At 43.3% G+C, this 23,203-nt stretch carries 16 protein-coding genes; 15 read left to right on the top strand and 1 reads right to left on the bottom strand.

The features are described from left to right. The first annotated feature begins 620 nt into the window (after window positions 1–620). The 9 genes from BM243_RS12725 to BM243_RS12685 all read left to right on the top strand — a co-directional run bounded on the left by BM243_RS12725 (window position 621) and on the right by BM243_RS12685 (window position 13,952). Window positions 621–1,664, top strand: a complete 1,044-nt coding sequence (locus tag BM243_RS12725; protein ID WP_031577950.1) for a Wadjet anti-phage system protein JetD domain-containing protein — start codon at window positions 621–623, stop codon at window positions 1,662–1,664. Beyond that, a complete protein-coding gene (locus tag BM243_RS12720; protein WP_074912723.1) occupies window positions 1,657–3,276 on the top strand; it encodes a hypothetical protein in 1,620 nt (539 codons plus the stop codon). The genes BM243_RS12725 and BM243_RS12720 overlap by 8 nt, the downstream gene beginning before the upstream one ends. After that, window positions 3,263–3,976, top strand: coding sequence for a DUF6063 family protein (locus tag BM243_RS12715; protein WP_031577952.1), 714 nt, complete (start codon window positions 3,263–3,265; stop codon window positions 3,974–3,976). The genes BM243_RS12720 and BM243_RS12715 overlap by 14 nt, the downstream gene beginning before the upstream one ends. After that, window positions 3,960–8,381, top strand: coding sequence for an SMC family protein (locus BM243_RS12710; protein WP_074912722.1), 4,422 nt, complete (start codon window positions 3,960–3,962; stop codon window positions 8,379–8,381). The genes BM243_RS12715 and BM243_RS12710 overlap by 17 nt, the downstream gene beginning before the upstream one ends. Before the next feature lie 401 nt (window positions 8,382–8,782). Next, a complete protein-coding gene (locus BM243_RS12705) occupies window positions 8,783–9,802 on the top strand; it encodes a type II toxin-antitoxin system antitoxin SocA domain-containing protein (protein ID WP_074912721.1) in 1,020 nt (339 codons plus the stop codon). A gap of 196 nt (window positions 9,803–9,998) precedes the next feature. Next, on the top strand, window positions 9,999–11,180 hold the full coding sequence (locus tag BM243_RS12700) for an AAA family ATPase (protein ID WP_074912720.1): 1,182 nt from the start codon (window positions 9,999–10,001) through the stop codon (window positions 11,178–11,180). Between the two features lie 10 nt (window positions 11,181–11,190). After that, window positions 11,191–11,874 carry an RloB family protein gene (locus BM243_RS12695; protein WP_074912719.1) on the top strand — a complete coding sequence of 228 codons (684 nt, stop codon included), beginning with the start codon at window positions 11,191–11,193 and terminating at the stop codon, window positions 11,872–11,874. Window positions 11,875–12,231: 357 nt separating this feature from the next. Further along, on the top strand, window positions 12,232–12,714 hold the full coding sequence (locus BM243_RS12690; protein WP_074912718.1) for an RNA polymerase sigma factor: 483 nt from the start codon (window positions 12,232–12,234) through the stop codon (window positions 12,712–12,714). Then, window positions 12,711–13,952 carry a zf-HC2 domain-containing protein gene (locus BM243_RS12685; protein ID WP_074912717.1) on the top strand — a complete coding sequence of 414 codons (1,242 nt, stop codon included), beginning with the start codon at window positions 12,711–12,713 and terminating at the stop codon, window positions 13,950–13,952. The genes BM243_RS12690 and BM243_RS12685 overlap by 4 nt, the downstream gene beginning before the upstream one ends. 277 nt (window positions 13,953–14,229) lie before the next feature. Here BM243_RS12685 and BM243_RS12680 read toward each other — a convergent pair whose 3' ends face one another. Beyond that, window positions 14,230–15,453, bottom strand: coding sequence for a helix-turn-helix transcriptional regulator (locus BM243_RS12680; protein ID WP_074912716.1), 1,224 nt, complete (start codon window positions 15,451–15,453; stop codon window positions 14,230–14,232). A gap of 243 nt (window positions 15,454–15,696) precedes the next feature. Between BM243_RS12680 and BM243_RS12675 the strand changes: the two genes are divergently transcribed. Genes BM243_RS12675 through BM243_RS12650 form a run of 6 tightly spaced genes read left to right on the top strand, consistent with a single transcriptional unit; the run spans window position 15,697 to window position 23,130 of the window. After that, on the top strand, window positions 15,697–17,217 hold the full coding sequence (locus BM243_RS12675; protein WP_242943563.1) for a sugar ABC transporter ATP-binding protein: 1,521 nt from the start codon (window positions 15,697–15,699) through the stop codon (window positions 17,215–17,217). A 9-nt stretch (window positions 17,218–17,226) separates the two neighbouring features. Further along, the gene (locus BM243_RS12670) at window positions 17,227–18,186 is read left to right on the top strand and encodes an ABC transporter permease (RefSeq protein ID WP_074912715.1); all 960 of its coding nucleotides are present in this window, start codon (window positions 17,227–17,229) and stop codon (window positions 18,184–18,186) included. 17 nt (window positions 18,187–18,203) lie between these two features. Further along, window positions 18,204–19,478 carry a hypothetical protein gene (locus tag BM243_RS12665; protein WP_074912714.1) on the top strand — a complete coding sequence of 425 codons (1,275 nt, stop codon included), beginning with the start codon at window positions 18,204–18,206 and terminating at the stop codon, window positions 19,476–19,478. 26 nt (window positions 19,479–19,504) lie between these two features. Continuing rightward, window positions 19,505–20,539: an ABC transporter permease gene (locus tag BM243_RS12660; protein WP_074912713.1), complete on the top strand. Its 1,035-nt coding sequence runs from the start codon at window positions 19,505–19,507 to the stop codon at window positions 20,537–20,539. Continuing rightward, window positions 20,539–22,290, top strand: a complete 1,752-nt coding sequence (locus tag BM243_RS12655) for a glycoside hydrolase family 3 protein (RefSeq protein ID WP_074912712.1) — start codon at window positions 20,539–20,541, stop codon at window positions 22,288–22,290. Before BM243_RS12660 ends, BM243_RS12655 begins: the two co-directional genes overlap by 1 nt. Beyond that, window positions 22,291–23,130, top strand: a complete 840-nt coding sequence (locus BM243_RS12650) for an HAD family hydrolase (protein WP_074912711.1) — start codon at window positions 22,291–22,293, stop codon at window positions 23,128–23,130. Window positions 23,131–23,203 lie beyond the last annotated feature (73 nt).

Below are 23,203 nucleotides of genomic sequence, written 5' to 3'. Positions count from 1 at the left end.
ATAAGCTTGACTTTGATTTTGCTGGCCATATTCTGGCCTCCTTCCTGTTAATTATTTGAGACTCATATCTCAATATAATCTTACAGGTAATGATGCTTATCTGTGAATCAACGCTGCTTTTACATGAAACAACTGCAAACTTCAAGCTGATGCTTTTATAAGTATTAGTGATGCTCGAAAGCGTACTGCTGATGCTACGACCATGAAATAATCATGCAAGGTTTTTCGCATTATATAAGCTGAGTAAATGTATAAATATGATTGTCAATGTGGTTCTTATATGATTTTTTTCAAGTATGTAATACATCTTGAAGGGTTGTTAACTTTCAGAAAATATTTTTGAAACCGCATTTACTTATGGTACGGTTCACCGTACTTAATCCTAAATGAATGAAAGAACGTAGATAGAGATGAAGAAGATAAATAGCAGAGAACAGGTAAAAAGCTTGGTTTGATATCCAAGCTTTTTATTATGAGTGAAACGGCTTTCCCTAAGTCTCAAACAAACTTAAAACGATAAAATATCTTCTAGATAATTCATGAGAAAATCCACAGATTGCAACGTGTCACGCTTATATTCTGATACAATAAGAGTATCGAAAAACATTCTGGAGGATCATATGAAAAGCAGGATCTATATAGAGAATTATCCAAAGAAAATCATAGAGCTTTCTGAAATCATCAACCAGTCTAAAAACAGCTATGAGGAGATGGCGGAAACCATCAGGTGCTATGTGGAAGAAGGGTTTTTACTACCGGTGAAATCGTCAGGCCTCAATGGACGAAGACCAGCCCTTTATAATAAGTATAAAATTTTGAAACCTGAAAAAGACCATAGAGAGTCTTTTGAGAAAATAAAGCTTCTGCACGGAAGATTTGATCATCAGTACTATCTCACCCACCCAGAGCAGTATGAGAGAATCTCAGAGGAAATAGAAGCACTGAGCAGTTTTCTGTGGAGTAGATCAGAAGAGCTTCTGGAGCCCATGTCCATCAATGAACGATCCTTCTCCATCTTTGGAAAAGAAAAGCTCCTGAAATCCATTGAAAACCAGTTTTCAAGCTACTTTAGAATGCAGGGGTTCAGTTTTGAGGATCTTCATACCTATCCAACGCCGGAGCCATTCTTTGAGTACATTCATCCAAGTCTTAAAGAAGGCCAGATCCTCATTGTGGAAAATAAAGACACCTGGTATACCTTGCGGAAAATCATGCGAGAAGAAAATAAGCCTGTAGTCTTTGGCATCCCCGTAAAGGTTCTCCTTTACGGAGAAGGAAAGAAAATCACCAGGCAGTCAGGAAGACTTCGAGAGTATATGGAAGAAGTGCTGGGAGAACATCAAAATGACTTCTACTATTTTGGAGACCTGGATTATGAGGGCATCTCCATCTATCAGGAAGCCAAAGAAAAGAACCCGGAAGTGAACGTAAAACTGCTTCTAAAAGCCTATGAGGCTATGCTGGAGGAAAAGCTTCAGAAAGCCTACCCAGAAACAAGAGACCATAGGACACCCAGGGCAGACCTTGAAGGCTTTCTTGCAAATTTCAGTGAAGAGCATCAGAAGAAGATACTACAGATTTTGGAGAAGGGGCGATACATCCCCCAGGAGATTTTGAACTGGAGTCTTCTGAAATCCAAAATGAAAGGAATAGAGCATGTATGAGTTTTTAGAAGGGTTTCATCAGCGGATGCAGCTCATTGGCGTGGTGGATGCCCTCATCAACCGAAGAAACAAAAAAGTGGAACTGGAACACCCCATTGGAGATAAGGAGTTCGAAAACCTCATTTTCTCCGTGCTGGTCTTTATCATGGAAAAGACCTTAACAGAAGAGGAAGAGTGCACCATAAAAACCATTTCGGTCTTCGTGGAGGATGTTCTAGAAGAGTTTTACCACTATCCAAAAGCCAAAGACCAGGCACTCCCAGTCACAGAGTACATCATCAAAACCATCCTGCAGTTTGAAGGAAAGAACACCTATTATCCGGTGATGAACTACGAGACCAAAGAATGGACAGAGCTTCGGATCAAGCTTCTCAATGAAAAAGTGGAAGACCGGCCTCAGGGGTATGTGAGCGTCTATTCCCTGACGGATCAAGGCTATGATTTTCTTTTCCGAACCAAAGAAGTGGACAATGAAATCAGCTTCTCCGTGGAAGAGTTCAAGCTGCGGGAACTCATTAAGAGGAAGAACTATAGGAAAGCACTGCAGCAAAGCAGCAATCTGGTGCAGATGGTCCGTCAGAAAAAAAGAGACCTGGAGCAGTTTATCCAGGCGGCCAGAGGAAACATCATGGATCTGGATCTCACAAAATTTGATGAACTCATCTCCAGCACCTATAAGCTATTGCAGGAGGAGTACAAGACCCTGGGAGAGATCCAGAACATGGTTCGGCGCTCAGAAGGAAGAATCCGGGAAGATTATGAAAAGCGTGGAGAGCTTACGGAAGACCTGAGAAAAGCCCAGATGGAAATGAAGAGGATTGTGAGTAACCTTGCCTTAGCCAGAAAAGAGCAGGCGCACCTCATCAACAGCCGGGAAGGATCTTATAAAATCTTGAAGTCCACTCTGGAAGAGAGTTTTCAGTTTTCCACTCAAAGAAGATACGACTTTGAAAAAGAGATCCTAAAGCCCATGGAACGTATGGAAGAAGAGAGAACTAAGGATCTCTGGAAGATCTTCACCCCACTTTTCCATGTGGAGCCATATCGGCACCTTCCCCTGAGTCTTTTCTACAAGCCCCAGGGAAAGCTTTCAGAAGAAGCTTCGGAGGATCCTGTGGGGATCCTTGTGGAGGAAATGAAAGAAGATGTGGAAAAAGAAAGAAATGAAAAGAGAAGTGAAGTCTATCTGAACATCCTAAAGAGTATGGTGGAGGAAGCAGAAAAAAGAGAAGGAACCCTAGACTTTAAAACCCTTTGTGAAGCCCTTCAGAAAGATCCGGAAGAGTTTCAAGAACTTACCAAGGAGAATCTCCTCTTCATCACCATGCTGAAACTCTATGAAATGGAGACGTTGGATGTGAAGGCCTTCCGGGAATCAGACAAGGCATTTCTAGGAAATCCTACGGGAGAGTTCAACGTGGATGCCCTGCTTTATCAGCTTCTCTACCGTGGATCAGCCTTTGAATCCATAGACAAAATACAGTTCCAGAAGATTGAAGAAGAAAGCTTCACGATCCTTCTGGAAGAAAAGACAGACGCAGTTCTTTATCGAAGGACCATAGAAGTCGACAATATCAGCATCAAGGTGGTGAAAAAATATGGAACATATTAGAACAGCTTCACAGATTCTGAAAGTGCTCATGACAGATGGAAAACTCACAAGAACCAGCCATAAGGATCTCTTTATTTCCTACATCAGTGAGCTGGAGGTGGAAGAAATCCTTGGAACCATGGCGGAAGAGCTGGAGGCAGAAGTGAAGAGAGTAAATAACACCCTCTATCTCATTCCTTCAGAGGACAATGAGCTCCTGGGTTTTAAACACAGGGACACCCGGGAATGGCTCGGAAGCAGTGCTCGTCAGGCAGATGCCTTCCTTGCCTATTATATTGCAGCTGTGATTCTCAATCTCTTTTACGGCGGAAAAAACAGAGATCCCAAGCAACGAGAATTTCTCTCCCTTCTCCACGTGGTGGAGGAAATGGACAGAAGAACAGGAGAAGTGCTTCAGAAGAAAGAAGCAGCCAAAGAGCTGGACCAGAAGATCAGCATGAACTTTGAAATCTGCGCACAGGTATGGGACATCAAGAAGGGACATGAAGAAAACAGCAGAATCACCACAAAGATGGGCTTTCTCTTAAGGGTGGTCAAGCTCCTTCAGATGGAAGGGCTTCTCCGCATCTCAGAAGACGAGAAAGAGGTAAGAACCACAGAAAAGCTGGACGATCTCATGCTCCATTACTATCTCAACGAAGAACGGGTCCAGGAGATTCAGAAGATATTCAGGGAGGAAGACTATGCCGAAAATCAGTAGAATCCGTATCATAAACTTCTCCTACAACGGCGACAAGAGACTGATTCTGGATGAGCTTTTCAATCTTCATCAGGGAGAAGATACGCTCATCAGCTTAAAAAATGGCGGCGGGAAAAGTGTTCTGGTCCAGGCACTGATGCAGCCGATCTTGCCCAATCAGCCCCTTCAAAAAAGAAAAATGAGCGACTTTTTCATCCGAAAAAAGCAGCCAGCCTACATCCTCATCGAGTGGAAACTGGATCAGGGAGGCGGATATCTTCTCACAGGCATCGCCATGATGAATAAGGAAAGTGTCTCCCAAGACCAGGAAGAAGAAAGCCATGCCATCCGGTACTTCACCTTCACGGTGCACTACAAGCTCAGTGACCCTATGGACATCCGACACATGGAGCTCACCACCAAAGAAAAAAACAGAGTTCTAGTGAAAGGATATCAGGAAGCCCAGAGGTTTCTTCAGGACACCAAGAGAAAAAGAGGCGGCAACGTGTCCTATTTCAGTGATTCTGAACGGGGAGACTATAAAAGGCATCTGGAAAGCTTTAACATCCATCCCGATGAGTGGAAAACGGTGCTTTTGCCCATAAACTCCGAAGAAGGCGGTCTCATCAAGATTTTTGAGAAATGCAAAACCCCAAGGCTACTTCTGAAAGAATGGATCCTGAACACCGTGAATAAAGTCCTCTATGACAACCAGAAGGAATCCCAAAGCCTCACGGAGATGATGGGAAATCTGGGCCAGTCTATGATTGACAATGAAGCATTTATCCTGGAGCGAGATCTTCTTTTAGAGTTCTCCAAGAAGCTCCAAGGGCTCAGCGTATCTGCCTACAGCTTAGCCAGCACCCAGGCGGAGAAGATGGAAAAAGAAAAAGAACTGAGATCTTTAGAGCAGTTTCTTCATGTGGAACTGGAGCGGATCACAGAAAAGAGGAGCCAAGGGGAAGCGGAACTCTTAGAGATTCAGAAGGAGCTTGCCCGTATTGATGCAGAGGAGCAATCAGAAGCGTACTATGTATCGAAAGAGCGCTTTGAAAAGAGCAAGGAGCAGGCGGATCGATACAGGTCTCAGCTGGAAGAGCTGGAAGAAAGACGGGCGAAGGTGCAGCAGGACATTGAAGTGCTGGATGCCCGGAAACTCTACGAGGAGATCCTCTCACTTCAAGTGGAAACCGCAGGGATAGAAGAAGAACTGAAAAGGCTGAAAGAGCCTTCCGAAGACCAGGAGACCATGGCGCGGATTGCCTACTCGTTAAAGATGCTGCTGGAGGAAAAAATGGAGAATCTTCTTCAGAAGCAGTCTGATCTGAAAAAACAGCTGGAAGATGTGGTGGAGAAAAAAGAACTAGGGAAGCTGGAGGCTGCCTCCATCCGTAAGGAAGAAAGACAAGTCCTGGGGAAAGAAAGCGCCCTTACTGGGCTGATTCACCAGTTTGAAATGAGAGAGAAGGAGATCCAAGAGAAGTATCAGGTGATCCTTTCAAGAAATCTCATGAAGGGTCTTGAAGAGAAGAGCACTGCAGCCCTTTTGGAAAGAATCCGGGAAGACATCGAAAGAGCCAAGAAGAATCTGATGGCCCTGGAAGAAAAGAGGGAGAACCTTTACCAGGAAGAAGAGGCGCTGCAGGAAGAGATTCCAAGGATAAGACTGAAAACAAAGGATGAGGAGAACGATCTGAAGAAGCTCCAAAAAGAGATTTCAGACTTTGAGAAGATAGAAGAAAGGGTGCTTCAATGCCTCAGCAAATATCAGATCAGTGCATCGAAGCGGTTTCAGAAGGCGTATCTGAAAGGCGTCTTAAAAGGGCTCCTGGAGGAGGGTCAGGAGAAGCTCGATCAGGTAAAGGAAGAGATCCGGAGCCTTATGAGCCGAAAAAATGCCATGGAAAACGGCGTGCTTCATGTGTCCAAAGAGTTCTTTCATCATCTTCAGGAGTCTGGTATTGAGTTTGATACGGGGGAAAATTACCTTCAGAAACACACCATGGACCTCCGAAGAAAACTCTTGCATGCCATGCCCCTTCTTCCCTATGCGTTTCTTATGACAGAGGAAGAACTGGAAAAGCTGAAAAACGCTATGCCGGAAAGACCTCTCCTTGAACCGGTGCCTGTGATGACTTATGGAAGCCTGCAAGGAGACCAGGAGGATTCAGGAAGCTTCCTTCTCCTCGGTCCTGGAAAGATGATTTTTTCAAAGCCCGATGAAAGACTGTTTGAAAGTGATGGCTTGGATGCCTATAAAAAAGAACTGGAGGGAAGGCTGAGAGAAGAAGAGGAACGGAGAAAACATTACGAAGACCATCTTCAGGAGCTGCGTGAAAATGAAAGGCTCTTGGCTGAGTTTACCTATACGGAAAGCTATTTCAGCGAAGCTGCCGCTACAGAAGAAAAACTTCGTTCTGACATCCTAAGGCTCAAGGAGGAAGAAGAGCGCCTCTTAAAAAGAAGAGAAGAGATCAAGAAAATCAGGTTCGAGATGGAGAAAGAGAAAGACGAAAAGAAAGGTCTCTTGGAAGAGGCATCCAAAAAGCTTCGGATACTGGAGGAGCATCTGGAAGAAAATGAGGCCTATGAAAGGCACCTTCAGGAAAAAGATCATCTGAAGAAAAAAATGGAGGAGCTCAGTAAACGTCTTCTTGATCTGGAGAAGGAGGAGAGCCTTCTTACAGAAAAGCAGCTGGAACTGGAGCGGGAGAGTTTCAGGACCCTTGAGGAACAAGAGAGATGCCAAAAAGAATATGGACATTATGCATCAGCTCCTGAAAAAGTCATGGAAGAGGGCAGTATTGAAGAGCTCCAGAAGAGATATAAGGTGTATCAGGAAAAACTGGATGGAAATATGAAGCGGCTGGAAGAGACGCTGAGGGCAAGAGTCCAGGTGCTGAAATCCAAAGAGAAGGAGCTTCTAAAGAAGGAGGTTCCCTCTGAAGAGTATCTCCATATCAAGTATCTGGAGTCCGAAGGAGACAGGCTCCTGGGTCTTAGAAAGCAACTGGAGACTGCATATAAGAAAGAACGGAAAATCTCTGATGAGGCATCTTCTGAAGCGGACAAGCTTTCTGGGGTTTGTGAAAATATGCTTGAGTCTCTCAAGTCGAGAGGGGGAGCCCTCCTGCCTAAAGAGGACATTCACGGCAGGTATAAAGAGCGAAAAGCAGAGTGCGGCGTAAGCAGGAAAAGGCTTGAAGACCAGGTGAAAAACCTCGAAAACACCAGGAGAATCTATGTGGATGTGAGAATCCAGATTGAAGAAAAGCTGCGCATGAGTAAGATTAAGATCAGCACCATGGTCTGGCCAGGAGACCGGGATGTGGAGACGGGCTTTAAAGAGGTATCCGGCGAACTTTCTGAGCTCCTGAGAAAGATGGAAGAAGAGAAAATCAGGATTCAGCAGAGCTTTTGGAATCTAAGGGACGGCTTCAAGGAAAAGCATCAGAATATCACCGGAATTTTGCATCAGGTGGGCAAGATGCAGGAGATGGCGGAAAGGGATCCTGACAACTATTACTATCTTTATGAGTATATGGAAAATCAGCTGGAAGTTTTGAGAAAGCTCATTCATGTTCAGGAAATACGGCTGGAGAAAATGGAAAACACTTTCCAGGATATGGTGATGCAAAGCTACAACCTTTCCAAGGAAATCTATGACCATGTGAACCGCATTGCCGAGGACTCCAGCATCCAGCTGGATGGCAGAAACCGTAAAGTGAAGATGATTGAGATTCTTCTTCGGGATCTGGAGCCTGAGGAAAAAGGCATAGAGTCCATGAGAAGCTATATCAAAGAGTGTGCCAGCGAGGTGAAGGATCAGCTGAAGGCCGGGAAAGGGCAAAAAGAAGTGAGGGATCTGATTTCAAAGTTCATGTCCAGTGAAGAGCTTCTCAATGTCATCTCAAACCTTTCGGATCTTCGCATCAAGGCCTATAAAGTGGACATCAATGCCCAGAACAGCAAGGCGAAAGACTGGGAGAAGGTCATGCGGGAAAACTCTGGTGGGGAGCGGTTTGTGTCCTTCTTTGCCGTGATGATTGCCCTCATGTCCTATGCAAGAAACAGCAGAAAGGATACGGAGGATTATGGCAGGAAGAATCAGGATGCCAAGGTGCTCCTCATGGACAACCCCTTTGGGCCTATTTCATCGGATCATCTCTTGAAGCCGCTGTTTGATATTGCCAAGAAGTACAACACCCAGCTCATCTGCCTTACGGATCTCAAACAGAACTCCATCATGAACCAGTTCAAGGTGATTTTCATGATGAAGATTGTGGAGAACACTTCAGGCACCATGGAGTATCTGAAGGTGGAGGAAAGCACCTATAACGGAGAAGAGGAACCAGCAGAAGAAAACCTGGAGATGCTTCACTATCACCAGGAAGTGGAGCAGATGAGTCTGTTGGGGGATGAATAGAGCCTTCCATTGCCTACGTTAAAAACTGAATAGATACGACTCTGATTCCTATAATGTGTGGTGAAGCTCATCACGAGGGAATCACGGACCAGAAGGTGGGCAGCCCATTTCTGGTCCATTTTTTTGTATGAACTGATGATGAGTTAGAATATCTTGCTGAAATAACCGTTCTCATAGGATGAAGCATCTACCGCGCGAGATCTTATTTGTATTTTCATACAAGATGGTTTGGGTTATGGGATCCTGGGTGCTACTGACAGATACCTCGAAATCCATAGGGTGAGAAGGAAAGCGGGTACAGCGTATTCTACTGTTGCCTCATTTCACAAAAAGCAGTTTGAGGTTCTGATAGATTCAGGTGAGGAAAAGGCAGTCTGAAATGGAAAGGGGATGGAGTTCATATGATGCGTTTTTGTAAGAACTGCAGAGAGATCAAGAGCTGCAGCGTCCAATCGGAAACAGCCATAAAGAAGAGTAGAGAAATCACAGCAGAGGCTGTGCGTGAATCCGGTTATTGCTGCACCTTTGCGTCAGAAGGTTATCTGCCAGCGTTGAGGGATGATACGTTGAGGAAAGCTCGCGATGACTACAGGGAGGCGCTTAAGCTCATAAAGGCAGAGGAGATAGAAGAGATTCTAAAGAAATATGACATCGGGAAAAGACCCCTTTCACTTCTTCTAGGTTGGAAAGAAAACACCTTAAGCAGGTATGCCACTGGGGATCTTCCGACAAAAGACTATCCGGAGATGTTAAAACTGATCTCTCAAAATGCAGCCTATTACCAGAATCTACTGGAGCACCATAAAGAGAAGATTTCTCTTGAGGCCTATCATAAAAGTCTGGCAGCAGTGAAAGAAGTCATGGGCCGGAAAGAGGAAGAACTCAGCAAGATGGAAGAAGCTGTGTGCTGCTTACTTGAAGAAGCAGTGGAGATAACGCCTCTTGCGCTTCAAAAGCTTCTGTATTTTGCACAAGGGTTTCAAAAGGCGTTTCATAGCGAATTTATGTTTGAAGAAGACTGTGAAGCTTGGAGCCATGGACCAGTGTATAGAAGAATCTATGAAAAATACAGAAATTATGGTTGTCTCCCAATAGAGGAAGATCACCAAAGCAGATGTAATAAATTATCAATTGAAGAAAAGGAGACACTGAAGGCAGTGGCTGAGTTTTTTGGATGTTATAGTGGAAAAGTCTTGGAGCGGATGACTCATGAAGAAGAGCCCTGGAGAAATGCAAGAAGAAATACGGATGAAGGAGCCCCTTCAAGTGAAGTGATAAAGAAAGAAAGCATGACCCGGTACTTCAGCAGCGTAAGAGAAAAGTATAATATGATCAATGTTAGTGACATCAAAGAGTATGCTTTGGGTTTATATGAGGAAATCCGTCAACAAAGGATTCTGCTTGTAAGTTTGAAGCAGTAGACAAAAGTATGTCTGTGTAGCGTCATTGGTCTGTATTTTCTATATGTATCATTACTGGCTAACTTGGAGATAGAGTATAAAACCAAAGGACTTGAACAGCAAAATCAATACCAGATTACATAAAATGAGAAAAAATCACAAAAATGTTGATGTAGAGTTCGTTTTGAGGTAGGATAAAGAAAAGGAGGTGGATTCTATGATTATTCAGTTCAGCATCAAGAACTTTACATCATTTAAGGATAAAGTCACACTAGATCTTTCAGCGGTTCATGCATATAAAGAACATGAATCTAATCTTATTGATTTGGGGCTGAAGGATAAGTTTCTCAAAGTAGTATCTATTTATGGTGCCAATGCCAGTGGGAAATCCAATCTCTGTTTAGCGTTGGACAATTTCAAGAAATTGGTTGAAGAATCACTAAACAGCGCAAAGGAGAAAGAAGATCTGGCAGTTTCAAAGTACTATCTGCCTTTTGAATTCACTAAGGAAAGAGAAAATACCGAGCTGGAACTGGTTTGGATTCACGACCACTATGAATATAAATATGGGTTTGAATACAACAGCGAAAAAATTGCGACGGAATGGTTCTATAAGAAAAATACGAAAACTAACCGGAACACTACAGTATTTGAAAGGAATATGGACGAGATTCAATTTGGTGCATCTGTAAGAAAATACTGTGAACCTTATAGACACCAGATTCCTAAAGAGACTCTTGCACTTACCTTTTTAAGCAAACTGAAGCTTCCGATGAATACTTTTAGTGATGCATCGGATACTATTACTGATATTATGGTAGGTGATTCAAGATATTTTGAGAGCAAAGCGTATCTCACGAAGTTTCTGCCAGGGGTCATTGATACAGATAAAGAGAATCTCTTACGATTTCTTGATGCCATTGATAGCGGTATCAAAGACATCTATTATGAGAAATCAGAGGATCAAACTTTAGTGTGGACAGAGTATCATGATGTGGAAGGGAATTGCTATAAGTTGAGTCTTCTGAGAGAATCTCATGGGACGAACAAGAGTATCATGCTCTACATTCTCAGCAAGTGGGCAATTAATAATGGATATACTATGGTGATAGACGAGCTAAATACCAGGCTGCATCCTCTGCTGCTGAAGTTCATCATTGACTTATTTTATGAGCATAACACCCAGGCTCAGCTTATTTACACTACTCATGATACAACGCTTTTGGATCGCCAGTTTTTCCGACGGGACCAGATTCTCTTTGTAAATAAGGATGAGTTTGGCCGTTCAGAGTTAGTAGCCCTTTCCGACTATAAGGTGCGGTCTGATGCATCCTTTGAGAAGGATTATCTGGCAGGGGTTTATGGTGGTATTCCAAGTCTCAGTAACTATCAGTTGTAGGAGGCGAATCATGGGCAGTGATGATCTTTTTAAGAAAAGGAGAGAAGTTCGAAAAAAAAGAGACAGTGGATTCCGTCAGCCGAGAGCAAACTCCTTTCTAATTGTGACAGAAGGTGAAAAGAGTGAACCACTGTACCTTCAAGGAATTGTGAAACAAATAAAAAAAAGTATTGGTGGAAATGTGAAGCTGATAGAAGTTCCCATCTTTGAAATTAGAGGAGAGGGATGCTCCACATGCAAGCTGGTTGAAAAAACAGAAGAGATTGTAAAGAAAGCAAAAGTGCTCTATCAGAATATCTGGGTTGTTTTTGACAAAGATGATTTTCAGGACTTTGATGAGGCTATCGCGGAAGGAACGAAGAAGGGATATCAGGTGGCTTGGAGCAATCAGTCTTTTGAATATTGGGCTTATCTTCACTTTTTCTATAGTGACTCTGCTTTGCGTCGGGATGAATGGTGTAAAAAGTTGGATGCTATTTTTTCGGAACGAAAGTTAGGAGGAGGAAAGTACCAAAAAAACGCTCATGACCTTTATGAACAGCTGGCTTCCTCAGAAGGTTTGGTTATTGCCATCAAGCATGCGAAACGTAGAATGAGTATATTTAAAGGAGATCAGATGAGACCTTCACAGTTTGATCCAGGAACCACGATGCATCTTCTGATGGAGGATCTTAATAAATTTCTAGAAGAATAGGTTTTCGAAGGGCATTACATAAAAGAAACGAAATGTTATGATGAACTATTTCTGGAGGTATCATCAATTATGCCATTCATATTAAAAGGGTTATCTGAAGAAACACTTCAAATAACCCTTTTAAAGTTGATAAGTAGATTGTGCTGGAAACTTTCATAATGCGGAGTACAGCTCTTGCGTAAACTGAACTCAGCACACATTTGCGGGAAAAAAGAAACTTCTCTGGTTTCACATACCCGTGTGTTCAGTAAGGAGAATTCAAGATATAGTTAGAATAGAAAAAATATTTCAGTAAAATTGTAACTTTTATCATAGAAGCGCATCTAATGATTGAGTGTGAATGAAAGGAGGTTGCCTATGGGAGATTTCTCTGAACTATATGAAGAGGAAGCAAAAAAAGTGTATAAGTTCTTACTAGCGCTCACTGGAAATGAACTGCTTGCAGAAGAACTCACTCAGCAGACCTTCTATAAGGCGCTTCTTTCCATGAATCAGTTTCAAGGAAAAAGCAGTATTTATACTTGGCTCTGTCAGATTGCGAAGAATGAATGGCTTCAAGAGCTGAGAAGGAAGAAACTCCTTTCTACAGATGCCATGGCAGACAGGAGCTCTGGGAACCATCTGGAAGAAGAGTATATTAGAAAGCATCAGATTGATATGGTGCGAAAAGCTCTTCTGGGGCTTTCAGAACCATATCGAGATGTGATGATTCTAAGGACCTATGGAGAGCTGCCATTTTCAGAAATTGCTGCGATGTATGGCCGTACAGAAAGCTGGGCTAAGGTCACATTCTTTCGAGGAAAACAGAAACTAAAAATAGAAATGGAGGCGCTATTATGATACCTTGCCATGTGATAGAGGATCTTCTGATTCTTTACGTGTCAGACGAATGCTCTGAAGAAACAAAAAAAATGGTGGAAGAGCATCTTGCCACCTGTGAGAAATGCAAAAGCATACTAGATACTTTGCAAGCACCAATCATATCAGAGACAAAGATCAGTCCAGAAATCCAGAAGCAGAATATGACCTTTCAAAAAAGTTTTCGGAAAATCAGGCATCGTTGGGCAGCATCACTTCTAATTGTCGCCCTCATAGTTCCACTAATGGGGGCAGGATTTCTCACAAGGAATGAAGTGAGAGGGCAAGGCATTGCCTTCACCAGTGTGGATGAAATTTTGGCCAGCAGGGCGTTCTTAAGTGCTTTACAAAAAAAAGACTATGAGAAAGCCTTCCGCTATCTAGACATTGAAGGTCTCTATAAAGAAATGACAGATGCGGATGCCCGATTCTCATTTGACTGGGAGGAGGAATACAAAAAGGTGGACTTAGGTGGGGAGACGTATTATATCCGAAAGGAAATACACCAGAGCGAGTACCAGATGTACCTTCAATCAAAGGATATCAATGCTTTCTGGTCCTCCCTGATGGTAATGAACAGTCATGAAATCACCTATGCGCCGATTCCCAAGGAGTACTATGAGAAAAATAAAGGAACTGTTCAGTCCCTGATTAATGGAGCACTCCAGGTGGTATCTGAAGGAGAAGATTATTTGAATATCGGGTATGACTACATCCTTGAAAAAGACGCTGAAGGTGTAGAATACTACCTGCCAGCAGCCTATGGTAGTCCAGTCACCTTTACAGAAAACCTCATGGGCAGACTAGCTGCACTGATCCCGGCATCAACGTTCGAAGAGATGCAAGACAGTATTGGGATTGAGGAAGAAAAGATCCTAGAGAGAACAGAATACTATCAGAATATGGGCTTTAAGACTTACCAGGAGAAGCAGAAGGCTGTTTTTCTTGACAATATGATGAAGCTCGAGAAAGAAGGTATCAAAATAGAATCCTTTACCTTTGCCAATGCACACTCGAATGAAAAAGAAACAGGAACATGGCAGGTAGATATGAACATTGATCTGGGACAAGGCAGTGGAAGCACAAGCATACGTGGAATCACTTTCCTATCAGAAAATGGTACACTTAGCGTAAGTGGTGGCTATTATAGTGAAGATTCAGAGGAAGTCCTGTTGAGAATGGTGAGTTTGCTTACCCTCCAGGAGGAGCTACAGCCATAGGAAAAAAAACAAAACTAAAAAAGATAAGAGTTATTGTATAGTGAAATGCAACTTAGAAACAAATAGTATAACAACGAAAAAGCGGCTACCCTTCTATTCAGAGGGAGCCGTTTTTGGTTTTAGGCATCTGATATCGTTCTTATGTTTGAAAAAGAGCGAAAAGTATCTTCCAGTAAAAACATATGGCAAGGACCATTGAAGTTCCTGTAACAAAAAGAGCTGAAGTAAATATGTCACGAATTTCAAATAACCGAGAAGAGGATTGCACCATGCTCGGTTATTTATTTTTCTCTTGGTAGGAGTTGCTTCTAAAATCCGTCGGTGCTACCCCTACTTCTTTCTTAAACACCTTCGTGAAGTAATTATGGTCATAAATACCCACATGGATGGCGATATCCTGAATGGAAAGGGAGCTGGAGTTCAGAAGGCTTTTCGCTCTTTCGATTCGCAGCTTGTTGATGTACTTGATGATGGTCGTGCCAACTTCCTTTTTAAAAAGATTGGAAAGGTAAGGGACAGATACATTGTATTTTTCCGCTAAATCTGAAAGATTGATTTTCGCATCCAGATTGAAGTCGATGAAATAGAGAGTCTGCCGTACACAATGGGAATACTGCTTGGTGGATTTTGTCTTCACAAGAAGGCAGTATTCGCGAATCATCTTTTCATATAAGTGGTCAAGGGCCGTCTCGCTAAGGGCGTTTTCAATATAGTTCACAAACTTGCTTGAAATTTCATGTAAAAATATCGGATGAATCTCATTGGGTTCAATGGCTTTTCTGAAAAGAGTGTTTGCGGTGATAAGAAGTGATTTTTGCTCTCTTAACGTGCTGGTCAATCGGGGTTCAAAGGGTGCGCTAACGAATCTTTTCGCAGCCTCCAATGCCGCTTTTCGGTCTCCTGCGGAGATATGCTGTAAAAGTTCTTTCTCGGTACGGTATCTCAGCTCCACTTTTCTGGAGTAGGCATCAAAATCAGATTTTGGCTGATAGACGATTCCAAGCTTGGATACATCTGAGAGATCATGGTACTGAATAGAAAATGGTGTGGCATCTGGGTTGATGTAGCTCACGATATTACCAATGGTGGAGATGATATGCAGATTGGTGTTAATGACTGGAATGCCGTAAATAAAACTTTTCAAATGCTGCACATTAGAAATGGTAAGATTGTGCTCCTCTGTGAGATCTTGCCAGTACTTGTCATCGACAGTTTTATTAAAATAAGGTCCGATGGTGATAAGGTCATTTTTGTCCTCGTAAGGATAGAAAAAAATATAGTTCAGCATATAAGAGTCGGTGACGATGTGAAATGTATGATGATCCATCTCTCGGATAAAACCGCGAACATCATCATAAAGCTCCTGCGTTCTCTCCAGACTGTCCCGAAGATAAAGATCAAACGCGGGTAAATCATTGTAAGGCTCAAGGAAATAATGCATGTCCAGTTTCAATGTGTTTTTCAATATCTTTGTGATGAAGTCTAATGTTCTGCTGATCATAGGGTACTCCTTTTAATGAAACTGACCTTCATAAAGAACAGAGTTCATGTATATCTTTTATCAAGGGGAATATAGTTATTTGAAGAAATTATAACCAAGACACAGGAATTAATCAACGAAAACATGCAAATTCATGCAATTAGATTAAAATAATACTAATATCGAAGTTTTTTTTCTAACAGACTAGAAAAAAACATGATACATTGTTTATGTTAACGAATACAGGGGAGGAACGTGTATGTTATGGAAATGGTAAAGAGTGACGATTTCAATGATCGGTTTATTGAAGTCAGCAAAGTATCCAAGCATTTTGGCGTAACCGTTGCATTGAATGAAGTATCCTTCACCGTGCCAAAAGGCCTGGTGTGCGGACTCGTTGGAGAAAATGGAAGTGGAAAATCCACACTCGCATCGATACTTGCAGGAATTCAAGATGAGACCAGTGGAAAGATTTATTTAGATGGACAGAAATGGAACCCCGGGAGTGTGCTGGAAGCCCAGAAAAATGGAGTAGCGATGATTGTTCAGGAAACAGGGACCATCGAGAACATTTCTGTGGCAGAAAATATATTCTTAGGCCAGGAAATGCTGTTTTCCAAAGGAATATTCATCAGCAGAAAGAAGATGTTTGCAGCTGCTCAGAGAATTCTGGATGAACTGGAGATTACTTCCTTTAACGCTGAAAGTCCTACATCCAAGCTGGATCTTCAAGACCGCAAACTGGTGGAGATTGCAAAAGCGATGTACTGGAATCCTAAAGTTTTTATAGTGGATGAGACCACAACTGCCTTGTCTCATATTGGCCGAGAACTCCTCTATGCTCTCATGAAGAAGCTGACCTCAAAGGGGACAACGGTTCTTTTTATCAGCCATGACCTGGAAGAGCTCATGGAGCAGTGTGACATCATTCATGTGCTTCGTGACGGGGATTATATTGGAACCTTAGAAAAAAATCAGTTTGACACTGACCGTATGAAGGAAATGATGATCGGACGAAACCTTGAAGGGGACTACTATCATGCAGATGAGGAAGGCTACGGAGATGAAGTGGTCTTACGGGCGGATCAGATTACGACATTGGAGGATTTGCTTTGTTTTAATCTAGAGCTTCATAAAGGCGAGGTGCTGGGCATCGGTGGACTATCAGATTGCGGCATGCACACTTTGGGAAAAGCGCTATTTGGTGCGGAAAAAGTGCTGGATGGGAAGGTGACTCTAGCAGATGGCAGCGTCATTGACAGTACAAAGAAAGCAGTCAGGCACAAAATGGCTTATCTTTCTAAAAATCGGGATCGGGAGTCTCTGGCACTCAATGCCACAGTGAAGGAAAATATTGTCAGCATTGCCCATGACATCAATAAAGCTTTTGGACCCCTCCTGTCCTTCAAAAAAGAATCACAGTATGCAAAAAAGCAAATTGAAGACCTGTCAATCAAATGCGCATCTGAAAATCATCTGGTAAGTACGCTGTCTGGCGGAAACAAGCAAAAGATTGTTTTTGGTAAATGGATAGGTGTTGATTCCGATATTCTCATCATGGACTGTCCTACACGAGGTGTGGATATTGGGGTCAAGGCAGCAATGTATAAACTGATCTATGAAATGAAAAAAAGCGGGAAGTCCATTCTACTCATCAGCGAGGAGCTTCCAGAACTCATTGGCATGAGTGATCGGATCATCATCATGAAAGACGGCGCAATCAGTGCTGAGATTCACAGAAGTGAAGGATTCAGCGAACATAAACTGATTAATGCCATGTTGTAGGAGGAAGAAATGAAGGAGAAATTAAAACAGTTAAATGAACAGCAATTCTTCATTCGTCTGGTGCCGATCTTTCTTTTGGTTGTCATGGCCATTGGATTCAACATCGCTACAGATGGAAAATTTGGGGATGTCCGAAATCTAAAGCTGATCATCACACAGGCGGTGATCATAGGTACTGTGGCTACGGGTGCAGTGTTTATATTTGGAACAGGAAATGTGAGTATCGCTCTGGGAGCGACCACTGCCATAACAGCTGCCATCATGAGCAAGGCATACCTTGCGACAGAATCCGTAGCTGTGATGATTCTAACAGCCATCGTTGTGGCTACCTTGATTATGGTTGTAACAGCTGTGCTGAGCACAGTTCTGAGAGTTTCGGTGATGTTTGTATCTATTGTGGTCATGGTTCTGTTCCAGGCGATTCTGCAGACCATCCTGGGTGCAGGAACCTTAACACTGCCCTATGAGATGACAGCATCTCTGACCAATGCGAATTTTCACTATATCGCCTTTGCAGCCTACTTCATTCTATGTGCGGTGCTCTTTCACTATACAGCCATCGGACGCTCTATTAAGTTTTTAGGGTCCAATAAAATCTGTGCAGAGCAGAGCGGTATTTTCCTGAATAAATACCTGATGATTGCTTTTGCTGTATCCGGTGTAGGAATTGGACTTGCGGCCATCATGACAGGCATCAGAACCGGGACCATCGGTGTTGGAACTGCTTCGAGTCTTAATATGGATGTGGTGCTGGCCATTGTCCTTGGCGGCATGTCTGTGTTTGGCGGAACAAGATCTTATGTCTATGCAGGAGCTCTTGGAGCCATTACGGTTACACTTCTAAACAACGGACTGCTCATGGTTGGCATCAGTCCAACAATTCTTCAACTGGTCAGAGGAATATTCTTTCTGACATTTATCTTTGCAGGTCAGAAACGGCCGGATCGATTACCAGATAATGAAATATAAATATTGGGGGAAATGAAATGAAAAAGAAACTTGCACTATTACTGGCATCTGTGATGATGGTGGCGGGCCTTGCAGCCTGCGGAAGCAAGGAATCGCCAGATCCGTCTGCTCCTTCCACTCCTGGAACTGAAAATGAGACTCCTGCTCCATCTGAAGAAGAGAACGTGACCATTGCTGTAGCCTGGAATGCCATTGATGCAACCACTCAGACAAGAATGACGTATCTGGAGGATCATCTGGGACCTGCACTGGGCATTGACTTTATCTTCTCCGAAGCCATTTCTGATACCGCGCAGCTTATGACGTTCCTTGAGAACTCCTACGCAGCTGGCGCTGACGGATTGCTTTCCCTCGTAACAGATGGGACAGAGCAGCTGGTATCAAAAGCAGACGAGCTTGGTGTGTACACCGCAGTGGTATCTTCCACACTCTATGAGGAAGTAGCCTCTGTTCCCACCTATATGGGCATCACAGGAATTGATTTAAGCAAGGTTGCTGATGCTTATGGAGAGCTCATAGATGCGCAGTTTGATTCTGCTGAACCTGCGAATTTCATTGTGATATCTGGTGGATCCGCCATGGGTGTTGCATCCCATCGTGAAGGAGCAAAATCCATGCTGGAAACCCTTCAGACAAAATATGATCTGACCTATGATGCGGACGTCACAGAACTTGCTACACTGAACGCTACTACAGAGATTGCCACAGGCAATGACGAAGTGAAAATCACCATCGTGCCAGGATTCCCCAATATGGACGGATATGTCTCAGGGGTTTCAGGACTGCTGCAGACAGGAGACTATGATGTCATCGTTTCTGTATATCCTACCGCTGAAACTTTTGGAACCGCCATCGATGAAGTGGAGAAAGCCTTGGGCAAGAACATCAAGCTTCTTTGTCAGGCAAACTTTGGAGAGAACACCAAGAAGGCATTCAGCACTCTGGACTCTACAGGAAACCCAACGCTGGACGGTGCAGTCATCAACTCCGGATCCGCGTCAGATGCTTATGGTGTAGTTCTTCTTTATAACGGCATCACAGGACATGGGGATGCCATCAAACCGGAAGGCAAGGCCATCACCATGGCACCAGGACCTCTTGTTGCCAGTGGCGCAGAAGCTTACAGCAAGCTGGAGCAGCTGGATACCAGTGATGAGATGTATGTGTACACCTCTGAAGAGATCAAAACCCTTCTGAAGAAATACAATGATGCTGCAGATTATGATCTGCTCATGGAAACAAGCCGAAACTTCACCACAGAAAACATTCTGGAAAGACGTGGCCTGAAGTAAGACGGTAGTGTAAAGGAGAACTGCAATTGAATGTTAAACAATTTGTCAATAAGGCCATCTATTTGATTTCAGTACCGCTGGTTGTTGGTCTTTTTATGGAACTGCTGGTGTATTCCCAGACAGGTGGACATCTCATTTCTTCGGTGCTGGATCTTCGGAACTTAGTACGGGATCTGGGAGTCACAGCGGTAATCGCCTTTGCTTTGTCTTTAAATCTAGGCAGTGGAAGATTTGATTTATCCTTAGGAGCTCAGAGGCTTGTTGCCACCATCATTGGTGGCAACATCGCTGTGAGTCTTGGGTTTAATGGCATTGGACTGCTGATCGTGGCAATTCTCATCGGACTTCTAGCAGGATTTGGCGTTGGGATGATCTTCAGTGTCTTTAGAATCCCACCTGTAATTCTAGGCCTTGGTATGGCTATGATCTATGAGAGCCTCGCTTTTGCAGGTTCTGATGGAAAAGGACTGCAGCTCTTTGGTGTGCCCAACATAGAAATGCTGGTAGACCCAAACTTTACGCTGATGGTTCTTGGTCTGGGCACATTGTTTGTGTTTATCCTGTTCACCTTCACCAAGTTCAGATATGAGATGCAAGCCATGAGAGGATCACAGAAGATCGCGAAGACTTCCGGAATCAATGTGTTCAGGCATGTGGTCATCTGTTACACCTTGGCCGGAGGGCTGGTTGCAATCTCAGGAGTGTTCAGTGCATCGTTCACCGGTGCTCTTGCACCGATGCTCGGTATGACCAGCAACAGTGCAGTGATCGCCATGACTTTCCCGATGTTTCTTGGGACTTATCTCGCACGAAGAACGAACATTGCTGTGGGGATTCTTAGTGCGTCGTTGACCATAAAGCTTTTCGGAATAGGAATGGTAGCATTAAAAATCTCCAACTCACTGAATACGGTCATCAATATGCTGGTGTTTATCGGATTCCTTGCTTTTCTAGCCAATGAGAAGATTCCAGCGTTGAGAAGGAGAGAGAGAGCACGAATTAAGGAAGCGAAGGCAAAAAGAATAGAACTTGAAAGCGCTACTACTATAGGGAGATTATAATGGTCAATTTAAGAATGAAACCGTATGAGCTCAGTGAAGAAAAGATCACTTGGGTCACAAAGACACTTTCTGAAATGTCTTTAGAAGAAAAAATAGGACAGCTGTTTATTACGCTGAAGAGCAAGCCTGGTGTTGTTGAGAAGGAAATCGAAGAGTCCTTGAAGAACTATCATCAAGGTGGATTACGTTGGCAGGGAGGAGATATGGAAACAGTCTATCTCCAAAACACCACGTATCAGAAACTGTCTAAAATACCGCTGCTCATTGCTGCAAACTGCGATGATGGTGGAAATGGATGTATTCCTGAGAAAGGAACTTTTGTAGCAACAGCAGCTCAGGCAGCAGCGCATGAATCTACTGATACAGCCTACCATATGGGACTGGTCTCTTCTCGGGAGGCAACAAGTATAGGATGCAACTGGCTTTTCAATCCGGTGGCGGATATTTATATGAACTGGAGAAACACCATCGTGAACACCAGATGCTTTGGAGCTGATGCAGATACCGTCCTGAAAAATACCAGAGCATTTATCCGCGGGGTGAAAGACGGAAATCCCAACATGGCCTGCTGCATCAAGCATTTTCCAGGAGATGGTGTAGAGGAGCTCGATCAGCATCTGGTTTTTGGAATCAATCATCTCGGTGTAGATGAGTGGAACAAAACCTTTGGAAAAGTATATAGAAATCTCATCGAAGATGGTGTGGAAACCATCATGGTGGGTCATATTGGACTGCCTGAAATGAGCAGAAAGTTAAGACCAGGCATTAAAGATGAAGAAATCATGCCAGCCACCATAGCACCAGAGCTCTTAACTGATCTTCTCAGAGGAGAGATGGGATTTAATGGGCTGCTTCTTACAGACGCCACCCATATGATCGGACTGTCCGCAGTAAAGAGCAGAGAAGAGGCACTGCCTCTGGCTGTGGCTGCGGGCTGTGATATGATTTTATTTGCCAATGATCTGGATGAGGACATGGCATTCATAAGAAGTGGCATTGAAAAAAATATCATTTCGGAAGAGCGCCTTCATGATGCGGTGACAAGAATTTTGGGGCTGAAAGCAAAGCTCAATCTGACCGATGAACATGTGGCTATTCCGAAGAAAGAGCTTCTTTACACCACAGTAAATACAGAGGAGCATCGAAGCTTCAGGAAACTGGCTGCAGATAGATGTGTGACCCTGGTAAAGGATACGGCAGGTCTCATTCCTGTGGACCCAGAAAAAAGGAAGAAGGTTTGGCTTGTTTATGTGCAATCTGCACCCACAAGCATCGCCTACAGACCAGACCCTCAACGCCTTGTTATGGTGGAAGAGCTTGAAAGAGCGGGATTCCAAGTGGAACTGGCACCATGCTTTTACGATCTGGAAGCAGAAAACGGTCCTAGCATGATGAATTTTGTGAAGATGCTGAATAAAACCAGCAGAAAAGAGTTCAAAGACAAGTACGATCTGGTTCTCGTCGTATTCAATATCAGCGGCTACGCTCAGGAAAATGTTGTCCGTGTCAAATGGAGTCAGCATCATAGTGTAGAACTGCCCTGGTATATTTCAGAGGTTCCTACCATTGGTATCAGCTTGAACTATACCAATCATCTGATTGATATACCTCAGGTGAAGACTTTCATCAACTCCTTTGGCAGTACGAGAGAACATATCAGAGCCACTGTAGACAAGCTCTGCGGAAAGTCAGAGTTCACTGGAGAGGTGAAGGATCATTATTTCTGCAGCAGGTGGGAAACGAGGTTATAAATGAGTAGTCAAAAAGAAAACAGATATTTGGTCTGCATTGATTCTGATGGCTGTGCCATCGATTCTATGACAGTAAAACATGAAAAAGCTTTCGGACCTGCACTACTTGATGTTTGGGAAGTGCCGACTGAAAGACATCAGGAGATCCTTACGCTGTGGAATGATTTGAATCTCTATACAAAAACCAGAGGAATCAACAGATTTCAGGGACTTTCCGCCATCTTATCCTACTACCCTGAATTGGTGGATTATGAGGAAATGAAGCAGTTTAACGCGTGGGTTCACCATACGAAGGTTCTATCACCTGAAGCCTTGAAGACAGAATATGATAAAACCGGACTTGAGATCCTATCCAAAGCACTTGCGTGGTCTCGCCGAGTGAATGAGCTGATTACAGATCTGCCCTTGGCTCTTCCTTTTGAAGGAGTCAAAGAAGCCATGGTGCGCATTGGAGAGAAGGCGGACATTGCAGTGGTTTCCTCAGCAAACAGGTCTGCCATTGAGGAAGAATGGGAGACAAGCGGACTATACAGTCTGGTGCAGCATTTCTTTGCTCAGAATGATGGAACCAAAAGTGAATGCATCAGAAAACTCATCGATTCAGGGTACAGAAATGATAAAATCATTATGATAGGGGACGCCATGGGCGATTATAAAGCTGCTGAAAACAACAGTATTAAGTTTTATCCTATCTTGGCTGCCAAGGAAACTTCTTCCTGGAAAGTATTTAGTGACAAGTACTTTCAGATGTTCTTGAATGGCGATTTTGATGAGCAGATTCAAGATGAGCTTTTGAGGACTATGGATGAGAATCTATCTAATGTCATAAAGGAATCATAGAAAACGAAAGACGCATACCATACGAGGAGAGACAAGCAATCCATGCCTTGTCTCTTTCGTTTCATCCTAAAAA

This window comes from Proteiniclasticum ruminis (genome assembly GCF_900115135.1).
GTDB classification, from domain to species: domain Bacteria; phylum Bacillota; class Clostridia; order Clostridiales; family Clostridiaceae; genus Proteiniclasticum; species Proteiniclasticum ruminis_A.
Note: the sequence above shows the minus strand (reverse complement) of the source record. Positions and strands in the feature narration are given on the sequence as shown.